This is a genomic window from Burkholderia ubonensis (assembly GCF_001718695.1).
Taxonomy (GTDB): Bacteria; Pseudomonadota; Gammaproteobacteria; order Burkholderiales; family Burkholderiaceae; genus Burkholderia; species Burkholderia ubonensis_B.
In genome coordinates this window covers 2,135,706-2,156,582 of sequence record NZ_CP013420.1, presented here as the reverse complement: position 1 = coordinate 2,156,582, position 20,877 = coordinate 2,135,706, and the positions used below count along the sequence as shown (strand labels likewise).

The 20,877-nt window shown below is 68.4% G+C and carries 16 protein-coding genes; 15 read left to right on the top strand and 1 reads right to left on the bottom strand.

Going from position 1 to position 20,877, the window contains the following annotated elements; genetic code table 11:
* The first annotated feature begins 157 nt into the window (after positions 1-157).
* The 12 genes from WJ35_RS09850 (at position 158) to ugpQ (ending at position 12,333) form a co-directional block, all read left to right on the top strand.
* On the top strand, positions 158-1,081 hold the full coding sequence (locus WJ35_RS09850) for a competence protein ComA (protein ID WP_069239099.1): 924 nt from the start codon (positions 158-160) through the stop codon (positions 1,079-1,081).
* Positions 1,082-1,089: 8 nt separating this feature from the next.
* Positions 1,090-1,713, top strand: a complete 624-nt coding sequence (locus WJ35_RS09845) for a hypothetical protein (RefSeq protein WP_060091975.1) — start codon at positions 1,090-1,092, stop codon at positions 1,711-1,713.
* Positions 1,710-2,579 carry a pilus assembly protein gene (locus tag WJ35_RS09840; RefSeq protein WP_069239098.1) on the top strand — a complete coding sequence of 290 codons (870 nt, stop codon included), beginning with the start codon at positions 1,710-1,712 and terminating at the stop codon, positions 2,577-2,579. The genes WJ35_RS09845 and WJ35_RS09840 overlap by 4 nt, the downstream gene beginning before the upstream one ends.
* Positions 2,576-4,240: a type IV pilus secretin PilQ gene (locus WJ35_RS09835; protein WP_069239097.1), complete on the top strand. Its 1,665-nt coding sequence runs from the start codon at positions 2,576-2,578 to the stop codon at positions 4,238-4,240. The genes WJ35_RS09840 and WJ35_RS09835 overlap by 4 nt, the downstream gene beginning before the upstream one ends.
* A 42-nt stretch (positions 4,241-4,282) precedes the next feature.
* Positions 4,283-4,837 carry a shikimate kinase gene (locus WJ35_RS09830; protein WP_059830709.1) on the top strand — a complete coding sequence of 185 codons (555 nt, stop codon included), beginning with the start codon at positions 4,283-4,285 and terminating at the stop codon, positions 4,835-4,837.
* A complete protein-coding gene (aroB, locus tag WJ35_RS09825; protein WP_060234191.1) occupies positions 4,834-5,913 on the top strand; it encodes a 3-dehydroquinate synthase in 1,080 nt (359 codons plus the stop codon). The genes WJ35_RS09830 and aroB overlap by 4 nt, the downstream gene beginning before the upstream one ends.
* Positions 5,914-5,954: 41 nt before the next feature.
* Entirely contained in the window at positions 5,955-7,166 is a 1,212-nt protein-coding gene (locus WJ35_RS09820; RefSeq protein ID WP_069239096.1) for a deoxyguanosinetriphosphate triphosphohydrolase, read from the top strand.
* A 91-nt stretch (positions 7,167-7,257) separates the two neighbouring features.
* Positions 7,258-8,592, top strand: coding sequence for a sn-glycerol-3-phosphate ABC transporter substrate-binding protein UgpB (gene ugpB / locus WJ35_RS09815; protein ID WP_042582928.1), 1,335 nt, complete (start codon positions 7,258-7,260; stop codon positions 8,590-8,592).
* A 96-nt stretch (positions 8,593-8,688) separates the two neighbouring features.
* Positions 8,689-9,573, top strand: a complete 885-nt coding sequence (gene ugpA / locus WJ35_RS09810) for a sn-glycerol-3-phosphate ABC transporter permease UgpA (RefSeq protein ID WP_010092917.1) — start codon at positions 8,689-8,691, stop codon at positions 9,571-9,573.
* Positions 9,570-10,415 carry a sn-glycerol-3-phosphate ABC transporter permease UgpE gene (gene ugpE, locus WJ35_RS09805; RefSeq protein ID WP_060234193.1) on the top strand — a complete coding sequence of 282 codons (846 nt, stop codon included), beginning with the start codon at positions 9,570-9,572 and terminating at the stop codon, positions 10,413-10,415. The genes ugpA and ugpE overlap by 4 nt, the downstream gene beginning before the upstream one ends.
* 32 nt (positions 10,416-10,447) lie before the next feature.
* On the top strand, positions 10,448-11,533 hold the full coding sequence (locus tag WJ35_RS09800) for a sn-glycerol-3-phosphate import ATP-binding protein UgpC (protein ID WP_060234194.1): 1,086 nt from the start codon (positions 10,448-10,450) through the stop codon (positions 11,531-11,533).
* Between the two features lie 35 nt (positions 11,534-11,568).
* The gene (ugpQ, locus tag WJ35_RS09795) at positions 11,569-12,333 is read left to right on the top strand and encodes a glycerophosphodiester phosphodiesterase (RefSeq protein ID WP_060234195.1); all 765 of its coding nucleotides are present in this window, start codon (positions 11,569-11,571) and stop codon (positions 12,331-12,333) included.
* A gap of 136 nt (positions 12,334-12,469) precedes the next feature.
* Here the strand turns inward: ugpQ and WJ35_RS09790 are convergent, their stop codons facing one another.
* A complete protein-coding gene (locus WJ35_RS09790) occupies positions 12,470-13,201 on the bottom strand; it encodes an OmpW/AlkL family protein (protein WP_060234196.1) in 732 nt (243 codons plus the stop codon).
* 191 nt (positions 13,202-13,392) lie between these two features.
* Between WJ35_RS09790 and WJ35_RS09785 the strand changes: the two genes are divergently transcribed.
* The 3 genes from WJ35_RS09785 (at position 13,393) to WJ35_RS09775 (ending at position 20,655) form a co-directional block, all read left to right on the top strand.
* Positions 13,393-14,106, top strand: a complete 714-nt coding sequence (locus WJ35_RS09785; protein WP_010092912.1) for a transposase — start codon at positions 13,393-13,395, stop codon at positions 14,104-14,106.
* A gap of 293 nt (positions 14,107-14,399) precedes the next feature.
* Complete coding sequence (locus WJ35_RS09780) at positions 14,400-19,103, top strand: glutamate synthase-related protein (protein WP_060234197.1); 4,704 nt, start codon at positions 14,400-14,402, stop codon at positions 19,101-19,103.
* A gap of 85 nt (positions 19,104-19,188) precedes the next feature.
* The gene (locus tag WJ35_RS09775) at positions 19,189-20,655 is read left to right on the top strand and encodes a glutamate synthase subunit beta (RefSeq protein ID WP_042582935.1); all 1,467 of its coding nucleotides are present in this window, start codon (positions 19,189-19,191) and stop codon (positions 20,653-20,655) included.
* The last annotated feature ends 222 nt before the right edge of the window (positions 20,656-20,877 follow it).

Genomic DNA, 20,877 nt, shown 5'->3' with positions numbered 1-20,877 from the left:
GCGGCGAAGCGGCCAATCGCGGTGTCGCCGACACAGTGTCCACGCGCTCGGCTCGCGCCACAACTGGCCATTCGGCCGACTGTCGGCCGCGCCCGCCGCTCAGCAGAATCAGTGCTCGGAAACGCGGCGTGGGCCGCAACGATCGCGGGAGGCTGGGATGGGCGGACGATGGGCGGTGCGATTCGCGATGGGCAGGCGCACGGCGACAGGGATCGACGTCGCCGCGGGCGACGTGAGGGTGGCGGTGTTGAGCCGGCGCGGCCGGGCCGCGGAGGTGCGTGTCGACGGCCTTGAACGGGAGTCGGTGGGCCTCGCGGGCGGCCCCGACGATGCGCGCTGGGCCGCGGTCGCGCGCGCACTGGCGGCGGCCGTGGCGCGGCTGTCCGCGGCAGGCGTGCGGTGCGACGCGCGCGGCGTGATGGCGCTGCGGGACGACGAGATGCGCACGGCGACGCTCGACCTGGCCGGGCGCAACGACATCCCCGATGCCGCGCGCCAGGCCGCGGAACGCATCTCCGGGCTGGCGCCGGACAGTCTCGCGTTCGACTGGCGGCAGGACGACGGCGCATGCGTGGGCGAGATTGCGGTCGCCGTGGCGCCGCAGGCGTTGCTCGAGCGGCGGATCGACGTCGCCGCGCAGGCCGGCATCGACCTGACGGCCGTCGACGCAGAGTCGGCGGCCGCGCTGCGCGCGCTGCGCTATGCCGCGCAGTTCGAACCCGATGCGCACGGGCCGTACGCAGCGTTCTGGTTCGGCGATTCGGGCGTGTACGGTTGGCGGGTCGACGGACCGGTCGCCGCCTCGGTGCTCGCGATGTCGGGCAACGAGCGGTCGGGGTTGCCGGACGCGTTGCGGCGCTGCGCTCTCGAGCCCGTGCGCTGCGCGCTGGTGGCCGGCGACGAGCGCTGCATGGCCCGCTGCGGCACGTCGGTCGCCGACATCGGCGATGCGCTCGGCGTAGCGGCGGTGCCGTTCGACTGCACCGGATGGGACGGGCTGCCCAGCGGGCCCGTAGGCTGCGCGGGCGAGCCGGCATTTGCGCTCGCGATCGGGCTGGCGTTGCGCGGGGTGTGGGAATGATGGCCGGCATGGGAGCCGGGCCGGCTATCGCGAGCCGAGCCGCGCTCGGCGGCTTCAATCTGCTGCCGTACCGAGAGCGCGTCGCCCAGGTGTTGCGCCGTCGGCGCGCGACGCATCTGGGCGCGGCCATCGTGCTCGGCGTGCTCGCGGCCGGTCTTTGGACGGGAGCCGCGACCGTGTGGCGATGGAACCTCGACGCCGAGCGCGCGCGGCTGGACGCGCAGTTGCGCCAGTGGCAGCCGCAGCTGGATGTCGCCCGGCGTGCCGCCGGCGTGGCCGCGGATGCCGCGCAACGCGACGCGCGGGCCGCCGAGCTGGCTGCACCGTCCCGGCGCGTCGTCGCGTTGCTCGCGATACTGGCGCATGCGTCCGACGACTCGGTGCGACTCGACGCGCTGCGGACGACTTCGTCCGGCGCCGTGCTCGACGCGCGCGCGCCGACCTACGCTGCGGCCGCACGGTGGCTTGCCCGGATCGCGGGCGGGGAGCCCGGCTGGCAATTCGACCTCGGCGCGCTGACGCCCGCTTCGCGTGCGCCGGACGCGGGCGCCGCCGCGCCGTTCCGGTTCTCCGTGCAGGTGCGCTGGCACGATGCGTCGTCGCGGCCGAACGTGAAGGGAGGCGGCGCATGACGGCGCTCGCGCATCGCTCCATGCCCGGCGCGGCGCAGCGCCTCGGCCGCGTGACGCGGATGTCGCCGGCCGCCGCCCACGCGATAGGCTGCGTGCTGGCATTCGCCGCCGTCGCGTGCGGCGTCATATATCTGATGGACGCGGCCGACGCGAGCGGGCTCCATCGCAGCCGCGCACTGCTGGCGACCGCGCACGCGCGCGTCGCGGCTGCCCGGCGGATGCTTCCGACGGCAGCCGCCCAGCAGCGCGACCGCGGCACCGCCGCGCAGCGCGACACCGACGCGCCAGCCACACCGGCGTGGCCCGCGCTGCTGCTGGAACTGGCGGACCTGGCCGGCGCGAGCGGCTTGCGGATCGTGTCGATCGAGCCGGGCAGCACCGACCAGACGGCGCCGGAAGGCCGGCGAACCGTTCGAATGGTCGCGGAAGGCGGTTTCGCGGCGCTGCTGCGGCTGACGGACGGCGTGGCGCGCTTCCAAGCGCTGGTGGTGCCGACGCGCCTGCAGATCGAGCGGAAGGCGTCCGCCGCCCGGATGGACGTGACGCTCGACGTGTTCCCGGGGTTGCGGCCCGCTTCGATGCCCGGCGATGCCGCTGCGCCGCCTGCCGTAACGGCGGCCGGCGATCCGTTCGGCGGCACGGGCGAGCCGATGTCCGACGATTCCGCACCGCGCCTCGCCGGCACGATTCGCGACGCTCGTGCGGCGCTCGCATTGTTCGAATCCGGCAACGGCAAGTTCTCGACGGTCGCGCCCGGCGACGCTCTCGGCGCGGCGCGCGTGACGCGTGTCGAGGCTGGCGCGGTAACGCTCGTGACGGCCGACGGCGCACGCCGGTTCGTCGTGGACGACGGAGGCAACCCATGAGCCGGCATGCATGGTGGGCGATCGTACTCGGCGCCGGGCTGGGCGCGTCGGCGGCACAGGCGACGCTGCCGCCTTTGCCGCCGTCAGGATGGCCGATCGCGTCGATATCGCTGCACGGCGCCGACGTGCCGTTGCCGCAAGGCGCGCCCGACGGCCCGACCGTTGCCGCCGACGCGCCGGCCCGCGCGTCGGCCGAGCCAGCGCCGTTCAACGCGGCGGCGCGCACGGTGCACGACGCAGGCGCGAGCGCGTCGTCGGCGTTGCCGCAGCAGCAGCCGGTGCTGGAAGGTCCGCCGATTCCATTGCCGCCGCCCACGCGGATGAACGACCCCGCGGCGCGGCATGCGGGCGACGCGGACGATGCACGGCGAATCTCGCTGAATCTGCAAGGCGCCGCGCTGGCCGCCGCGTTCGACGCGTTCGCCCGGTTCACGGGGCTCAACATCATCGTCAGCGAGCAGGTGCGCGGCACGGTATCGCTCCGTCTGAACCATGTCCGCTGGCGGAATGCGTTCGACACGCTGCTCGACACGCATGGGCTCGCGATGTCCCGGCGCGACAACGTGATCTGGATCACGCCCGCGGCGGAGCTGGCCGCGCGCGAGCGCGAACGCTTCGAGGCGCACGCGCGGGCGGCGGATCTCGAGCCGCTCGCCAGCCGCACCTTCGTGCTCCACTATCCGCGCGCGCAGGACGTGCAGCGGCTCCTGACCGGCGCGGCGGGGCAGCGCCTGCTGTCGAAGCGCGGGGCGGCGGCGGCCGACGCGCGCACGAACCAGCTGTTCGTCACCGATCTCGCGCCGCGCATCACGCAGATTGCGGGCCTGATCGACGCGATCGACCGGCCGTCGAGGCAGGTCCGGATCGAGGCGCGCATCGTCGAGGGCGAGCAGGGCTTTTCGCGCAATCTCGGCGCTCGCCTCGCGTTGCGCGCCCACGGGCGCGCCCCGGCGGCCGACGGCGCGACGGCCGCAACCGACACGCGCAATGCGCTCGATCTGACGGCCCGCGCCATCGGCGGCTTCGAAGCGGCCACGGCCGGCTTCACGCTGTTCGCCGCGCCGTTGAGCCGCGTGCTCGACGTCGAGCTGAGCGCACTCGAGGCGCAAGGTCGGGGACAGATCGTGTCGAGCCCGCGCGTCGTGACGGCCGATCGCGCGAAGGCGATCGTCGAGCAGGGCGCGGAGCTGCCTTACCAGGCGAAGGTCGGCAACGGCGTGAGCGGCGTGCAGTTCCGCCGGGCGACGCTGAAGCTCGAGGTCGAACCGCAGATCACGCCGGACGGGCGCGTCGTGCTCGACCTCGACGTCACGAAGGACAGCGTCGGCGAGCCGACGGCGGCCGGCCCGGCGATCCATACCAAGCACGTGCAGACCCGCGTCGAGGTGGAGGACGGCGGGACGGTCGCGATCGGCGGGATTTACGAGCAGTTGCGCCGGGACGATGTGACGCGGGTGCCGCTCTTGGGCAAAATACCGATTCTGGGCGCGCTGTTTCGGCATCGCGCGCAGCGCGACCAGCGCAGCGAGCTGGTCGTGTTCATCACCCCGACGGTGGTCGGCGCGCGTTGCGACGCGGCTGGCGGCGGCGAGCCGGCGGCCGGCGAAACCGCCCCGGACGCCGCCGGCCCAGGCTCGACAAGGCAGCCGCTTTGCCAGTAAGCTGCGCCACACACCAGCAAGATTGAAGCAAAGGAAAAGCCGTTGCAAGCGCGGGATCCACACGCAAACGTATTTTTCGTCGGCCTTATGGGGGCGGGTAAGACCACCGTAGGCCGCGCGGTCGCGCGCCGGCTCGACAGGACGTTCTTCGACTCCGACCACGAGATCGAGGCGCGGACGGGCGCACGCATTCCGGTGATCTTCGAGATGGAAGGCGAAGCCGGGTTTCGCGACCGCGAAGCGCAAATGATCGCCGAGCTCGCGCAGCGCGAGCACATCGTGCTCGCGACGGGCGGCGGCGCGATCCTGCGCCCCGAAAATCGCGAATGCCTCAAATCCCATGGCATCGTCGTCTATCTGCGCGCCAATCCGCACGATCTGTGGCTGCGCACGCGCAAGGACAAGAACCGGCCGCTGCTGCAGACCGACGATCCGAAGGCGCGTCTCGAAGCGCTCTACGAAGTGCGCGACCCGCTGTATCGGGAATGCGCGGATTTCGTCATCGAAACCGGCCGCCCGTCGGTCAACGGCCTCGTCAACATGGTGCTGATGCAACTCGAGATGGCAGGCGTCGTCGCCAAGCCTATACAAGCATGATTACTGTCAACGTCGACCTGGGCGAGCGCGCCTATCCGATTCATATTGGCGCCGGCCTGATCGGCCGCACCGAACTGTTCGCGCCCCACATCAAGGGCTCGTCCATCACGATCGTCACGAACACGACGGTCGATCCGCTCTACGGCGATGCGCTGCGCGCCGCGCTCGCGCCGCTCGGCAAGCGCGTGTCGACGGTCGTGCTGCCGGACGGCGAGGCGTACAAGAACTGGGAAACGCTGAACCTGATCTTCGACGGCCTGCTGACCGAACGTGCGGACCGCAAGACCACGCTCGTCGCGCTCGGCGGCGGCGTGATCGGCGACATGACGGGCTTCGCGGCCGCGTGCTACATGCGCGGCGTGCCGTTCATCCAGGTGCCGACGACGCTGCTGTCGCAGGTCGACTCGTCGGTCGGCGGCAAGACCGGCATCAATCACCCGCTCGGCAAGAACATGATCGGCGCGTTCTACCAGCCGCAGGCGGTGATCGCGGACATCGGCGCGCTGACGACGCTGCCCGAGCGCGAACTGGCGGCGGGCATCGCCGAAATCATCAAGACCGGCGCGATCGCCGACGCCGCGTTCTTCGACTGGATCGAAGCGAACGTCGACGCATTGAACCGTCGCGAGCCCGGCGCGCTCGCCGAGGCCGTCAAGCGCTCGTGCGAGATCAAGGCGAGCGTGGTCGCGGCCGACGAACGCGAAGGCGGCCTGCGCGCGATCCTCAACTTCGGCCACACGTTCGGGCACGCGATCGAGGCCGGGCTCGGCTACGGCGAGTGGCTGCACGGCGAGGCGGTCGGCTGCGGGATGGTGATGGCGGGCGACCTGTCGGTGCGGCTCGGCCTGCTGGACGAAGCGTCGCGGCAGCGCCTCGACGCGGTGATCGCGGCCGCGCACCTGCCGACCCGCGCGCCGGCGCTCGGCGACGCGCGCTACATGGACCTGATGCGCGTCGACAAGAAGGCCGAAGCCGGCGCGATCAAGTTCATCCTGCTGAAGCGCTTCGGCGATACGCTGATCGCGCCGGCGCCCGACGAGGCCGTGTTCGCCACCCTGGCGCAGACGACCCGGTAACTGCGGCCCGGATGCCCCGGCGCCCCTGACATGGAGGAGACGTGAGCGAGACATCCAGCAGCAAACTGCCCCAGGCCAGCCGTGCAGTCGCCGCGCCGGTGGTGGCCGAGCCGCCGACGCTGGCGGCGCTGGAAGCCCATCTCGCTCCGTATGCCGCGCACGCGTCGTGCTCGCGCGGCCGGCGCCATCCCGAGCCGCCGCCGGCGGCCCGCACCGAATTCCAGCGCGATCGCGACCGCATCGTCCACTCGACCGCATTCCGCCGGCTCGAATACAAGACCCAGGTCTTCGTCAATCACGAAGGCGACCTGTTCCGCACCCGCCTCACGCACAGCCTCGAAGTCGCGCAGATCGCGCGCTCGGTCGCGCGCAACCTGCGGCTGAACGAGGATCTCGTCGAGGCGATCTCGCTCGCGCACGACCTCGGCCATACGCCGTTCGGCCATGCGGGGCAGGACGCGCTCAACGCGTGCATGCGCGAGCACGGCGGCTTCGAGCACAACCTGCAGAGCCTCGCCGTCGTCGACGAGCTTGAGGAGCACTACGGCGCGTTCAACGGCCTGAATCTCTGCTTCGAGACGCGCGAGGGCATCCTCAAGCACTGCTCGCGCGAGAACGCGCGCAAGCTCGGCGCGCTCGGCGAGCGGTTCCTGCAGGGGCGCCAGCCGTCGCTCGAGGCGCAGCTCGCGAACATCGCCGACGAGATCGCCTACAACAACCACGACGTCGACGACGGCCTGCGCTCCGGGCTCGTCACGATCGAGCAGCTCGCGGAAGTCGAGCTCTGGCAGCGTCACCACGACGAGGCGCTCGCCGAATTCCCGCATCTCGAAGGCCGGCGTCTCGTGCACGAGACGGTGCGCCGCATCATCAATACGCTGATCGTCGACCTGATCGACGAAACCACGCGCAATCTCGCGCGCATCGCGCCGGCCTCGCTCGACGACGTGCGCGCGGCCCCGCCGATCGTCGCGCACAGCGAAGCGGTCGCCGCGCAGGCGGCGGCGCTCAAGCGCTTCCTGTTCAAGAACCTGTACCGCCATTACAAGGTCATGAGGATGGCGAACAAGGCGCAGCGCGTCGTCAGCGGCCTGTTCGACGCGTTCTGCGACGATCCGCGCCTGCTGCCGCCGCCGTACCAGTCCGACGATCCGGCGAAGCAGCCGCGCCTCGTCGCCCACTACATCGCCGGCATGACCGATCGTTTCGCGCTGAAGGAATACCAGCGGCTGTTCGTCGTCAGCGACAACTGACTGTCACATTCGATCACTAGACTTCGCCGGTTCGCTGGCAACGGGAAAGCCGTACATGCGGTTGGTATCGTTTTCATAGGAGAAGAGGTCGATGAAGAAGAAGCCCGTAGGGACGCTGGTTCGCTCGCTCGCACTCGGGGGCGTGCTGATGGCCGGCGCGCAGCACGCAGCATTTGCGGCGACGGAAATCCAGTTCTGGCATGCGATGGAAGCCGCGCTCGGCGAGCGGGTCAACGACATCGCCGCGCAGTTCAACGCGTCGCAAAGCGACTACAAGATCGTGCCGGTCTTCAAGGGCACCTACGACCAGGCGCTCGCGGCGGGCATTGCCGCGTACCGCAGCGGCAACGCGCCGGCGATCCTCCAGGTCTATGAAGTCGGCACCGCGACGATGATGCAGGCGAAGAAGGCGGTGGTGCCCGTCTACGACGTGTTCAAGCAGGCCGGCGTGCCGCTCGACGAAAAGGCGTTCGTGCCGACCATTGCAAGCTACTACAGCGACGCGAAGACGGGCCATCTGGTGTCGATGCCGTTCAACAGCTCGACGCCGGTGCTGTACTACAACAAGGACGCGTTCAAGAAGGCCGGGCTCGACCCGAACCAGCCGCCGAAGACCTGGGACGAAGTGAAGGCCGACGCGGAGAAGCTGCGCAAGTCGGGCATGGCGTGCGGCTTCACGACCGGCTGGCAGGGCTGGATCCAGCTCGAGAACTACAGCGCGTGGCATGGCGTGCCGTTCGCGAGCCGCAACAACGGCTTCGACGGCGCCGACGCGGCGCTCGAGTTCAACAAGCCGCAGCAGGTCGCGCACATCCAGTTCCTGCAGCAGATGGCGAAGGACGGCACGTTCACGTACGCGGGCCGCAAGGACGAGGCGTCGTCGAAGTTCTACAGCGGCGACTGCGGGATCATGACGACGTCGTCGGGCGCGCTCGCGACGCTGCGCAAGTTCGCGAAGTTCGATTTCGGCACCGGCATGATGCCGTACGACGCGAATGTGAAGGGGGCGCCGCAGAACGCGATCATCGGCGGCGCGAGCCTGTGGGTGCTGGCGGGCAAGGACCCGGCGACCTACAAGGGCGTCGCGAAATTCCTCGCATACCTGAGCTCGCCGCCCGTCGCCGCGAAGTGGCACCAGGACACGGGCTACCTGCCGGTCACGACGGCCGCGTACGACCTGACGCGCCAGCAGGGCTTCTACGCGAAGAACCCGAGTGCGGAAACCGCGATCAAGCAGATGATGAACAAGCCGCCGCTGCCGTACACGAAGGGGCTGCGGCTCGGCAACATGCCGCAGATCCGCACGGTCGTCGACGAGGAGTTCGAGCAGGTCTGGGCGCAGAAGAAGGCGCCGAAGGACGCGCTCGATTCCGCGGCCACGCGCGGCGACGAACTGCTGCGCCGCTTCGAGAAGTCGGGCAGCTGAGCGCGCTTCGCCCTGCGCCGCCGGCCGTGTCGCACGAACCCGCGCGACGGCCGGCGGCCGTTCATCCCTGCCTTCTGGCCTGACCGGATCTCCGCGATGCAATCCCGTTCCCGTTTCGGCACGAGCCTGTTGCCGTACCTGCTGATCGCGCCGCAGCTCGCGATCACCGGCGTGTTCTTCCTGTGGCCCGCCGGCGTCGCGCTGTGGCAGTCGACGCAGATGCAGGACGCGTTCGGCACGTCGAGCGAGTTCGTCGGCTTCGCGAACTTCGCGCACCTGTTCGCCGATCCGCTGTATCTCGACTCGTTTCGCACGACGCTCGTGTTCAGCGCGCTCGTCACCGTGAGCGGGCTCGTCGTGTCGCTGCTGCTCGCCGCGTGCGCGGACCGCGTGGTGCGCGGCGCGCGCGCGTACCGCACGCTGCTGATCTGGCCGTATGCGGTCGCGCCGACGATCGCCGCGGTGCTGTGGGCGTTCCTGTTCAACCCGAGCATCGGCCTCGTCACCTATGCGCTCGCGAAGTCGGGAATCGTCTGGAACCACGCGCTGAACGGCGGGCAGGCGATGTTCCTGGTCGTGCTCGCGTCGGTGTGGAAGCAGGTGAGCTACAACTTCCTGTTCTTCTACGCGGGGCTGCAGGCGATCCCGCGCTCGCTGATGGAAGCGGCCGCGATCGACGGCGCGGGCCCGGTGCGGCGCTTCTTCCACGTGGTGCTGCCGCTCCTGTCGCCGACGAGCTTCTTCCTGCTGGTCGTGAACCTCGTCTACGCGTTCTTCGACACGTTCCCGGTGATCGACGCCGCGACCGCCGGCGGCCCCGCGCAGAGCACCAAGACGCTGATCTACAAGATCTTCGCGGAAGGCTTCCAGGGGCTCGACATCGGCAGCTCGGGCGCGCAGTCGGTCGTGCTGATGGCGATCGTCGTCGGGCTGACGGTGATCCAGTTCCGCTTCGTCGAACGCAGGGTGCAATACGCATGATCGAGAATCGCAAGGGCTTCGACCTGTTCTGCCACGCGGTGCTGATCGCGGGCGTCGCGCTGCTCGTGTTTCCCGTCTACGTCGCGTTCTGCGCGGCGACGATGAGCGCGCAGGAAGTGTTCACGGTGCCGTTGTCGCTCGTGCCGAGCACGCACCTCATCGAGAACGTCGCGTACATCTGGCGGCACGGCAGCGGCGGCACGACCGCGCCGTTCGGCCTGCTGCTCGCCAACAGCTTCGCGATGGCGCTCGGCATCGCGGTCGGCAAGATCGCGGTGTCGATCCTGTCCGCGTACGCGATCGTCTATTTCCGCTTCCCGTTCCGCAATGCGGCGTTCTGGCTGATCTTCGTCACGCTGATGCTGCCGGTCGAGGTGCGGATCTTCCCGACCGTGCAGGTCGTGTCGACGCTGCATATGACCAACAGCTACGCGGGGCTCACGCTGCCGCTGATCGCGTCGGCGACCGCGACCTTCCTGTTCCGCCAGTTCTTCATGACGCTGCCCGACGAGCTGATGGACGCGGCGCGCATCGACGGCGCGGGGCCGCTGCGCTTCTTCTGGGACGTCGTGCTGCCGCTGTCGAAGACGAGCATCGCCGCGCTGTTCGTGATCACCTTCATCTACGGGTGGAACCAGTACCTGTGGCCGATCCTGATCACGACGGAGGCGTCGCTGTCGACGTCCGTGGTCGGCATCAAGACGATGATCGCGAGCGGCGACACCGCGACCGAATGGCATTACGTGATGGCGGCGACGCTGCTGGCGATGATTCCGCCGCTCGTCGTCGTGCTGGCGATGCAGCGCTGGTTCGTGCGCGGCCTCGTCGATTCTGAAAAGTAACCACGGACACGCTACGAGGAGAAGGACGACGTATGGCTGCGCTGAGCTTGAGAGGCGTCAGGAAATCCTATGACGGGAAGCAGCAGGTGCTGCACGGCATCGACGTCGACATTGCCGACGGCGAGTTCATCGTGCTGGTCGGGCCGTCGGGCTGCGGCAAGTCGACGCTCCTGCGGATGATCGCCGGGCTCGAGAGCGTGACTGACGGCGAGATCGCGATCGGCGAGCGGGTCGTCAACGCGCTCGAGCCGAAGGATCGCGACATCGCGATGGTGTTCCAGAACTATGCGCTGTATCCGCACATGACGGTCGCGCAGAACATGGGCTACGGGCTGAAGATCCGCGGCGTCGAGCGTGCGACGATCGACGCGCGCGTCGCCTCGGCCGCGAAGATCCTCGAGCTCGAGCCGCTGCTCGCGCGGCGGCCGCGCGAGCTGTCGGGCGGGCAGCGGCAGCGGGTCGCGATGGGGCGTGCGATCGTGCGCGAGCCGTCGGTGTTCCTGTTCGATGAGCCGCTGTCGAACCTCGACGCGAAGCTGCGCGTGCAGATGCGGCTCGAAATCCAGCGGCTGCATGCGCGGCTCGCGACGACGAGCGTATACGTGACGCACGACCAGATCGAGGCGATGACGCTCGCGCAGCGCGTGATCGTGATGAACCGCGGCCACGCGGAGCAGATCGGCGCGCCGGTCGACGTCTACGAGAAGCCGGCGACGGTGTTCGTCGCGGGCTTCATCGGCTCGCCGGCGATGAACCTGCTGCACGGGCGGCTGTCGGACGATGGCGCGACGTTCGAGGTCGCAGGCGGCGGCCCCGCGCTGCCGGTCGCCGGCGCGCCTGGAATCGGCACGGAGATCGCGACGGGCCGCGACTGGGTGCTCGGCGTGCGCCCGGAGCACATGACGCCGCAGCCGGGCTTGCCGAATGTCACCCTGCCGGTCGATTCGTGCGAGCTGCTCGGCGCGGACAACCTCGTGCACGGCCGCTGGGGCGCGCACGACGTCGCGGTGCGCCTGCCGCACGCGGACCGCCCCGCGCGCGGCACGGCGCTCGCGGTCGCGCTGCCCGCGCACCGGCTGCATTTCTTCGATCCCGAGACCGGCAAGCGCGCCGGCTGACCCGACGAACCTCCGAACGAGCGACGAGGCTGACGATGACTTTCCGCCCTGACTGGCCGTACCCGCGCGTCGTCGCCCATCGCGGCGGCGGCACGCTCGCGCCGGAGAACACGCTCGCCGCGCTCGACGAAGGCGCGCGGCGCGGCCACGCGATGGTCGAATTCGACGCGAAGCTGTCGGCGGACGACGTCACGTTCCTGCTGCACGACAATACGGTCGACCGGACCTCGGACGGCCACGGCCCGGCGGCCGCGATGCGCTATGCGGAGCTCGCGGCGCTCGACGCCGGCGCGTGGTTCGACGCGCGCTTCGCGGGCGAGCGGATGCCGACGTTCGAGGCGGCGGCGGCGCGCTGCGTCGCGCTCGGGCTGGCGGCGAACGTCGAGATCAAGCCGTGCCCGGGACGCGATCGCGAAACCGGGCAGCGCGTGGCCGCGGATGCGGCTGCCTGCTGGCGCGGCGCCGCGGTGCCGCCGCTGTTGTCGTCGTTTTCTTTCGATGCGCTGCAGCAGGCGCGCGTCACCGCGCCCGGCCTGCCGCGCGGCATGCTGTACGAGACGGTGCCGGACGACTGGTACGCGCAGGCGGTCGACGCGCTCGGCTGCGTGTCGCTGCACGCGGATCACACGCGGCTCGACGAGCCGCTCGTGCGCGCAATCAAGGCGGCCGGGCTGGGCATCCTGGTTTACACGGTCAATGACCTCGAACGGGCGCGCGAACTCGTGCGCTGGGGCGTCGACGCGGTCTGCACCGACCGGATCGACCTGATTGGCCCGCATGCGCTGGACGGAATCCTCTAGCGAGCGAACCTGACGCGAAAAAACGACGCCCCGGCGGGTTTCCGTCCGGGGCGTTCTGCTTTGCGGAGGGTAACGCCAGGAAAATTCCGCTACAAATTGCAGCGGGATTAACCATTCCCCAAATATTCGACTACGCTTAGAAACGGTAGCCGACGTTGAGGTACGTGACGATCGGGTTGAGGCTGATCTTGGCCTTTGACGTTTCGGTCAGGGTGCCGACCTGGGTCCGCTTCGCCGACGTGAAGGTCGCGGTGACGCTCACCGGGATGTACGAAATCGACAGGCCGGCGAACCAGTGGTTGGTGAAGTTGTACGTGAAGCCCGCGTTGAAGACAGGCGCCCACTGGTTGCTGGTCGTCGCGCTGGTCGGGCCGCCGAGCACGCCGTTCTCGAACGCGCCGTTCGTGATCTTCGCGCCGGTGAACCACACGTACGTCGCGCCGATGCCGACGTATGGCCGGAACTTGGCGTTGGCTTCGTTGAAGTGGTATCGGAGCAGCACCGCAGGGCTCCACTGATACGCGCGGCCGAGCACGCCGAAATTTTCGAACCGACCCTTGCCGGTGATGTCGAACTTCGGCGGTATCCCCATGACGAGCTCGGTGGAGATGTGATCGGTGACGAAGTAGCCGGCGGCCAGCCCGAGCGTGTCGGCGTCGCTGATGCCGGCGCCGGTGTTGGGAATGGATTGGTTGACGGGCGTTCCGCCGACGCGGTAGACGAACAGCGGATCGCTGCTGTCCTGCGGCGAAAGATGGAGCCAGCCGGTGCTGACGTAGAAGCTGCCTGCGGATTGCGCGTGTGCCGTACCACCCGCGAACGTGAACGCGAGCGCTGCGGCCCCCGTAATGGCCAGTTTTCGTTTCATTGTGTCTCCTCCGATCAAAGGCGTGCTCATTATGACTACTGCGTTTAAAACCAAACAAGCTCGTAAGTTAGAGTTTTCTCCCTAGGATTCGCACGACCGTACGATTCAGCGCCGAGAGCGGGAGGATTCTACGCAAGTGCGCACAATTGGACCTTCGGGTATTTCCTAACGCGATCAAACGGACATTCAGCATGGCACGGTTAGCACGACTCTACGTTCCCGACCAGCCGCAGCACGTGATATTGCGCGGCCTGGATCAGCAACCCGCGTTCGTCGACGACCAGGACTACGAGCTCTTCATCGATTGCCTGAAGGCCGCGGCGCGCGATCATCACCTGGCGGTGCACGCGTACGTGCTGTTGCCGCGCCAGGTGCAGCTGCTCGTGACGCCGAGCGACGAGGCCAGCCTGCCGAAGGCGATGCAGGCGGTCGGACGTCGCTACGTCGCGCATTTCAACCGCCGCTATTCGCGGCGCGGCACCCTGTGGGAAGGCCGCTATCGCGCGACGGTGATCGAAGGCGAGCGGTATTTCCTGCTCGCGAGCCGCGTGGTCGAGCTGAGCCCGGTGCGCGCGCAGCTCGTCGCGACGCCCGACGCCTATCGCTGGTCGAGCTACCGGCATCACGTCGGGCTCACCGTCGACAGCCTGATCACCGACCACCCGCTCTACTGGGCGCTCGGCAATACGCCGTTCGAACGGCAGCGCGCGTACAAGGAGCTGTGCGAGCAGCCGCTCGACGAGCGGCAGGCCGACCAGCTGCAGCAGGCGACGCTGAAGGGCTGGGTGCTCGGCGGCGAGACCTATCGCGAATGGGCGGCGCGCACCGCGAACCGGCGCGTGTCGCCGCTGCCGCGCGGACGCCCTCGAAAGGTGCGCGAGAACACGCCGCCGATCCAGCAATAAAGCGCGGGCAGGCGGACCAGGAGGCGGCGCCGCGGGCGCCGCTTCTTTTTGCACCAAAACGATACGGCCCCAATAAAACGGCACCAGATCGATGCATCTGTTTAAGTGGGGTCATATCAAGCGGTTTTTGTTGCTATTCCTTTGATTCGTCGCGTATATTCCGAATTCCGGTGGTTCCGGGCGAAGCCTGCCCAGCCCACTGTCGGCCGCGCCGACTCCTGCCGGGAGCGGGTAACGGCGGCAACAAGAAAATGGTTCAACGGCCCTCGAGGCCCCTTTACGACGGTGTCCCCATGAACGACCACCAGCAGCCGCTCACCGCGGTGCCCGCCGCGCAAGGTCTGTACGACCCGCAAAACGAACACGACGCCTGCGGCGTCGGCTTCGTCGCTCACATCAAGGGCAAGAAGAGCCACGAGATCATCGAACAGGGTCTGAAGATCCTCGAGAATCTCGACCACCGCGGCGCGGTCGGCGCCGATCCGCTGATGGGCGACGGCGCGGGGATCCTGATCCAGATTCCGGATGCGTTCTACCGTGAGGAAATGGCGAAGCAGGGCGTGACGCTGCCGCCCGCCGGCGAGTACGGCGTGGGGATGATCTTCCTGCCGAAGGAAAACGCGTCGCGGATCGCGTGCGAGCAGGAGCTCGAGCGCACCGTGAAGGCCGAGGGTCAGGTGGTGCTGGGCTGGCGCGACGTGCCGGTCGACCACGCGATGCCGATCTCGCCGACCGTGAAGGCGACCGAGCCGCTGATCCGCCAGATCTTCATCGGCCGCGGCAAGGACATCATGGTGACGGATGCGCTCGAGCGTAAGCTCTACGTGATCCGCAAGACCGCCAGCCACCGGATCCAGGCGCTCAAGCTGAAGCACGGCAAGGAATACTTCGTGCCGTCGATGTCGGCGCGCACGATCGTCTACAAGGGCCTGCTGCTGGCCGGCCAGGTCGGCGTGTACTACCGCGACCTGCAGGACACGCGCGTCGTGTCGGCGCTCGCGCTCGTGCACCAGCGCTTCTCGACCAACACGTTCCCGGCCTGGGAGCTGGCCCACCCGTACCGGATGATCGCGCACAACGGCGAGATCAACACCGTGAAGGGCAACGTCAACTGGCTGAACGCCCGCACCGGCGCGATCGCGAGCCACGTGCTCGGCGACGACCTGCCGAAGCTCTGGCCGCTGATCTACCCGGGCCAGTCGGATACGGCTTCGTTCGACAACTGTCTCGAACTGCTCGTCATGGCCGGCTATCCGCTCGTGCACGCGGTGATGATGATGATCCCGGAAGCGTGGGAGCAGCACACGCTGATGGACGAGAACCGCCGCGCGTTCTACGAATACCACGCCGCGATGATGGAGCCGTGGGACGGCCCCGCCGCGATCGCGTTCACCGACGGCCGCCAGATCGGCGCGACGCTCGACCGCAACGGCCTGCGCCCGGCGCGCTACATCGTGACCGACGACGACCTCGTGATCATGGCGTCGGAAGCCGGCACGCTGCCGATCCCCGAATCGAAGATCGTCAAGAAGTGGCGCCTGCAGCCGGGCAAGATGTTCCTGATCGACATGGAGCACGGCCGCATCATCGATGACAAGGAGCTCAAGGACAACCTCGCGAACGCGAAGCCGTACAAGAGCTGGATCGACGCCGTGCGCATCAAGCTCGACGAGATCGAGCCGAAGGCGGAAGAGGTCGCGGCCGGCCGCAGCCAGGGCGCGACGCTGCTCGACCGCCAGCAGGCGTTCGGCTATACGCAGGAAGACCTGAAGTTCCTGATGGCGCCGATGGCGCAGCAGGGCGAGGAAGCAGTCGGCTCGATGGGCAACGACTCGCCGCTCGCGGTGATGTCGAACAAGAACAAGACGCTCTATCACTACTTCAAGCAGCTGTTCGCGCAGGTCACGAACCCGCCGATCGACCCGATCCGCGAGAACATGGTGATGTCGCTCGTGTCGTTCATCGGCCCGAAGCCGAACCTGCTCGACACGAACAACATCAACCCGCCGATGCGGCTCGAAGTGTCGCAGCCGGTGCTGGACTTCAAGGACATCGCGAAGATCCGCGCGATCGACCAGTACACGGGCGGCAAGTTCAGCTCGTACGAGCTGAGCATCTGCTACCCGGTCGCGTGGGGCAAGGCCGGCATCGAGGCGCGCCTCGCGTCGCTGTGCGCGGAAGCCGTCGACGCGGTGAAGTCGGGCTACAACATCCTGATCGTGTCGGACCGCAAGACCGACGCCGAGCACGTCGCGATTCCCGCGCTGCTCGCGACCTCGGCGATCCACACGCACCTCGTCCAGCAGGGGCTGCGCACCAGCACGGGCCTCGTCGTCGAGACGGGTTCGGCGCGCGAGACGCACCACTTCGCGCTGCTCGCCGGCTACGGCGCGGAAGCGGTCCACCCGTACCTCGCGATGGAAACGCTCGCGCAGATGGCCGACGGCCTGAAGGGCGACCTGTCGCCGGAAAAGGCGGTGTACAACTTCACGAAGGCGGTCGGCAAGGGCCTGCAGAAGGTCATGTCGAAGATGGGCATCTCGACGTACATGTCGTACACGGGCGCGCAGATCTTCGAAGCGCTCGGCCTCGCGACCGACCTCGTCGAGAAGTACTTCAAGGGCACGGCGTCGAAGGTCGGCGGCATCGGCCTGTTCGAAGTCGCGGAAGAGGCGATCCGCCTGCACCGCGACGCGTTCGGCGACAACCCGGTGCTGCGCGACATGCTCGATGCGGGCGGCGAGTACGCGTATCGCGTGCGCGGCGAGGACCACATGTGGACGCCGGATTCGATCGCGAAGCTGCAGCACGCGACGCGCAGCAACTCGTACCAGACGTACAAGGAGTACGCGCACCTGATCAACGATCAGACGAAGCGCCACATGACGTTCCGCGGCCTGTTCGAGTTCAAGGTGTCGCCGGCGAAGGCGATTCCGATCGACGAAGTCGAGCCGGCGAAGGACATCGTCAAGCGCTTCGCGACGGGCGCGATGTCGCTCGGCTCGATCAGCACCGAAGCGCACGCGACGCTCGCGATCGCGATGAACCGGATCGGCGGCAAGTCGAACACCGGCGAGGGCGGCGAGGACGAGAAGCGCTACCGCAACGAGCTGCGCGGCATTCCGATCAAGTCGGGCGAGTCGCTGAAGTCGGTGATCGGCGACGAGATCGTCAGCGACATCCCGCTGAAGGACGGCGATTCGCTGCGCTCGAAGATCAAGCAGGTCGCGTCGGGCCGCTTCGGCGTGACGGCCGAGTACCTGGCATCGGCCGACCAGATCCAGATCAAGATGGCGCAGGGCGCGAAGCCGGGCGAAGGCGGCCAGTTGCCGGGCCACAAGGTGTCCGACTACATCGGCAAGCTGCGCTACTCGGTGCCGGGCGTCGGCCTGATCTCGCCGCCGCCGCACCACGACATCTACTCGATCGAGGATCTGGCGCAGCTGATCCACGACCTGAAGAACGTGAACCCGAGCTCGAGCATCTCGGTGAAGCTCGTGTCGGAAGTGGGCGTCGGCACGGTCGCGGCGGGCGTCGCGAAGGCGAAGGCCGATCACGTCGTGATCGCCGGCCATGACGGCGGCACCGGCGCGTCGCCGCTGTCGTCGGTCAAGCACGCGGGCACGCCGTGGGAGCTCGGCCTCGCCGAAACGCAGCAGACGCTCGTGCTGAACCGCCTGCGCGGCCGCATCCGCGTGCAGGCCGACGGCCAGATGAAGACCGGCCGCGACGTCGTGATCGGCGCGCTGCTCGGCGCGGACGAATTCGGCTTCGCGACGGCGCCGCTCGTCGTCGAGGGCTGCATCATGATGCGCAAGTGCCACCTGAACACGTGCCCGGTCGGCGTCGCGACGCAGGACCCGGTGCTGCGCGCGAAGTTCTCGGGCCAGCCGGAACACGTCGTCAACTACTTCTTCTTCGTCGCCGAGGAAGTGCGCGAGATCATGGCGCAGCTCGGCATCGCGAAGTTCGACGACCTCGTCGGCCGCGCCGACCTGCTCGACACCCGCAAGGGCATCGAGCACTGGAAGGCGAAGGGTCTCGACTTCTCGCGCGTGTTCCACCAGCCGGAAGACTGCGAGGACGTCGCGCCGCGTCACGTCGACGTGCAGGACCACGGCCTCGAACGCGCGCTCGACCATGTGCTGATCGAGAAGGCGAAGGCGGCGATCGAGAACGGCGAGCACGTATCGTTCATCCAGCCGGTGCGCAACGTGAACCGCACGGTCGGCGCGATGCTGTCGGGCGCGATCGCGAAGAAGCACGGCCACGAAGGCCTCGACGACGACGCGGTGCACATCCAGCTGAAGGGCACGGCGGGCCAGAGCTTCGGCGCGTTCCTCGCGAAGGGCGTGACGCTCGATCTCGTCGGCGACGGCAACGACTACGTCGGCAAGGGCCTGTCGGGCGGCCGGATCATCATCCGCCCGACCAACGACTTCCGCGGCAAGTCCGAGGAAAACATCATCTGCGGCAACACGGTGATGTACGGCGCGATCGAAGGCGAAGCGTTCTTCCGCGGCGTCGCCGGCGAGCGCTTCTGCGTGCGCAACTCGGGCGCGACGGCGGTCGTCGAGGGCACGGGCGACCACGGCTGCGAATACATGACGGGCGGCACGGTCGTCGTGCTCGGCGAGACGGGGCGCAACTTCGCGGCCGGCATGTCGGGCGGCGTCGCGTACGTGTACGACCCGGAAGGCACATTCGCGGCGAAGTGCAACAAGTCGATGGTCGCGCTCGATCCGGTGCTGCAGCAGGCCGAGCAGGAGCGCACGGTCGACCGCGCGCTCTGGCACGCGGGCACGACGGACGAAGCGCTGCTCAAGGGGCTCGTCGAGCGTCATTTCCAGTTCACCGGCTCGCCGCGCGCGAAATCGCTGCTGGAAAACTGGGACGCGGCGCGGCGCCAGTTCGTGAAGGTGTTCCCGCACGAATACAAGCGCGCGCTGGGCGAGATCGGCGCGAAGAAGGCGGCGAAGGAAGAACTGGCCGCCTGAGCGACGAACGACACAGCAGAGGCCGCGCGCGCCTGACGGGCCGCGCGGCTCCCCCACCCGATACACGGAATCAGAAGAGCACCTTATGGGCAAGGCAACCGGTTTTCTGGAGTTCGAACGCCGCCACGAGGCGTACGAGGCACCGCTCACGCGCGTGAAGCACTACAAGGAATTCGTCCAGGCGCTGTCCGACGCGGACGCGAAGGTCCAGGGCGCGCGCTGCATGGATTGCGGCATCCCGTTCTGCAACAACGGCTGCCCGGTCAACAACATCATCCCGGACTTCAACGACCTGGTGTATCGCCAGGACTGGAAGCAGGCGATCGAAGTCCTGCATTCGACCAACAATTTCCCGGAGTTCACGGGCCGCATCTGCCCGGCGCCGTGCGAGGCGGCGTGCACGCTCGGGATCAACGACGACCCGGTCGGCATCAAGTCGATCGAGCACGCGATCATCGACAAGGCATGGGCGGAAGGCTGGGTGCAGCCGCAGCCGGCCGCGCACAAGACGGGCAAGAAGGTCGCGGTCGTCGGCTCCGGCCCCGCGGGCCTCGCCGCCGCGCAGCAGCTTGCGCGCGCGGGCCACGACGTGACGGTGTTCGAGAAGAGCGACCGGATCGGCGGCCTGCTGCGCTACGGGATTCCCGACTTCAAGCTCGAGAAGTGGCTGATCGACCGCCGCATGCGCCAGATGGAGGCGGAAGGCGTGACGTTCCGCACCAGCGTGTTCATCGGCAAGGATGCGCTGCCGGACTCGATCGGCAACATGGCGAAGGAAACCATTTCACCGGCGACGCTGAAGGAAGAATTCGACGCGGTGGTGATCGCGGGCGGCTCGGAAACGCCGCGCGACCTGCCGGTGCCGGGCCGCGAGCTGGCCGGCATCCACTTCGCGATGGACTTCCTGCCGCAGCAGAACCGCGTGAACGCAGGCGACAAGCTCGTCGACCAGCTGCTCGCGAAGGGCAAGCACGTCGTCGTGATCGGCGGCGGCGACACGGGTTCGGACTGCGTCGGCACGTCGAACCGTCATGGCGCGAAGAGCGTCACGCAGTTCGAGCTGCTGCCGCAGCCGCCGGAGCAGGAAAACAAGCCGCTCGTGTGGCCGTACTGGCCGATCAAGCTGCGCACGTCGTCGTCGCACGAGGAAGGCTGCGAGCGCGACTGGGCGGTCGCGACGAAGCGCTTCGAAGGCAAGAACGGCAAGGTCGAGAAGCTGATCGCGGCGCGCGTCGAGTGGAAGGACGGCAAGATGCAGGAAGTGCCGGGCTCGGAATTCGAGATGAAGGCCGACCTGGTGCTGCTCGCGATGGGCTTCACGCAGCCGGCTTCTCCGGTGCTCGAGGCATTCGGCGTCGACAAGGACGCGCGCGGCAACGCGCGTGCGGCGACCGAAGGCGATCGCGCGTACTACACGTCGGTCGACAAGGTGTTCGCGGCGGGCGACATGCGCCGCGGCCAGTCGCTCGTGGTGTGGGCGATCCGCGAAGGCCGGCAATGCGCGCGGTCGGTCGATGCGTACCTGATGGGGCATTCGGAACTGCCGCGCTGATTTCGGCCGCGAGCAGGTTTCGACGAGACGGGCGTCCGCGAGGGCGCCCGTTTTTTTATGGCAGCCGACCGCCCGTGGTGCGCGGTCGCATCGTGCGCGTCGACGCATCTTCGCGATGCGTCGCCTAATCTGATCACATCGGGTCGCGATGTCATGCGAGCGCCGATCGTTTCCGTTTGCGGTTTTCGGGCGGGCTGCCCGATCCGATCATGTCGTCCCGAC

Coding starts and splice junctions, on each gene's coding strand:
- WJ35_RS09790 (WP_060234196.1), bottom strand. CDS start 13,201: ATGAAACGAAAACTGGCCATTACGGGGGCCGCAGCGCTCGCGTTCACG.
- ugpQ (WP_060234195.1), top strand. CDS start 11,569: ATGACTTTCCGCCCTGACTGGCCGTACCCGCGCGTCGTCGCCCATCGC.
- WJ35_RS09850 (WP_069239099.1), top strand. CDS start 158: ATGGGCGGACGATGGGCGGTGCGATTCGCGATGGGCAGGCGCACGGCG.
- ugpB (WP_042582928.1), top strand. CDS start 7,258: ATGAAGAAGAAGCCCGTAGGGACGCTGGTTCGCTCGCTCGCACTCGGG.
- WJ35_RS09780 (WP_060234197.1), top strand. CDS start 14,400: ATGAACGACCACCAGCAGCCGCTCACCGCGGTGCCCGCCGCGCAAGGT.
- WJ35_RS09775 (WP_042582935.1), top strand. CDS start 19,189: ATGGGCAAGGCAACCGGTTTTCTGGAGTTCGAACGCCGCCACGAGGCG.
- WJ35_RS09845 (WP_060091975.1), top strand. CDS start 1,090: ATGGGAGCCGGGCCGGCTATCGCGAGCCGAGCCGCGCTCGGCGGCTTC.
- WJ35_RS09785 (WP_010092912.1), top strand. CDS start 13,393: ATGGCACGGTTAGCACGACTCTACGTTCCCGACCAGCCGCAGCACGTG.
- WJ35_RS09835 (WP_069239097.1), top strand. CDS start 2,576: ATGAGCCGGCATGCATGGTGGGCGATCGTACTCGGCGCCGGGCTGGGC.
- WJ35_RS09800 (WP_060234194.1), top strand. CDS start 10,448: ATGGCTGCGCTGAGCTTGAGAGGCGTCAGGAAATCCTATGACGGGAAG.
- WJ35_RS09840 (WP_069239098.1), top strand. CDS start 1,710: ATGACGGCGCTCGCGCATCGCTCCATGCCCGGCGCGGCGCAGCGCCTC.
- ugpE (WP_060234193.1), top strand. CDS start 9,570: ATGATCGAGAATCGCAAGGGCTTCGACCTGTTCTGCCACGCGGTGCTG.
- ugpA (WP_010092917.1), top strand. CDS start 8,689: ATGCAATCCCGTTCCCGTTTCGGCACGAGCCTGTTGCCGTACCTGCTG.
- aroB (WP_060234191.1), top strand. CDS start 4,834: ATGATTACTGTCAACGTCGACCTGGGCGAGCGCGCCTATCCGATTCAT.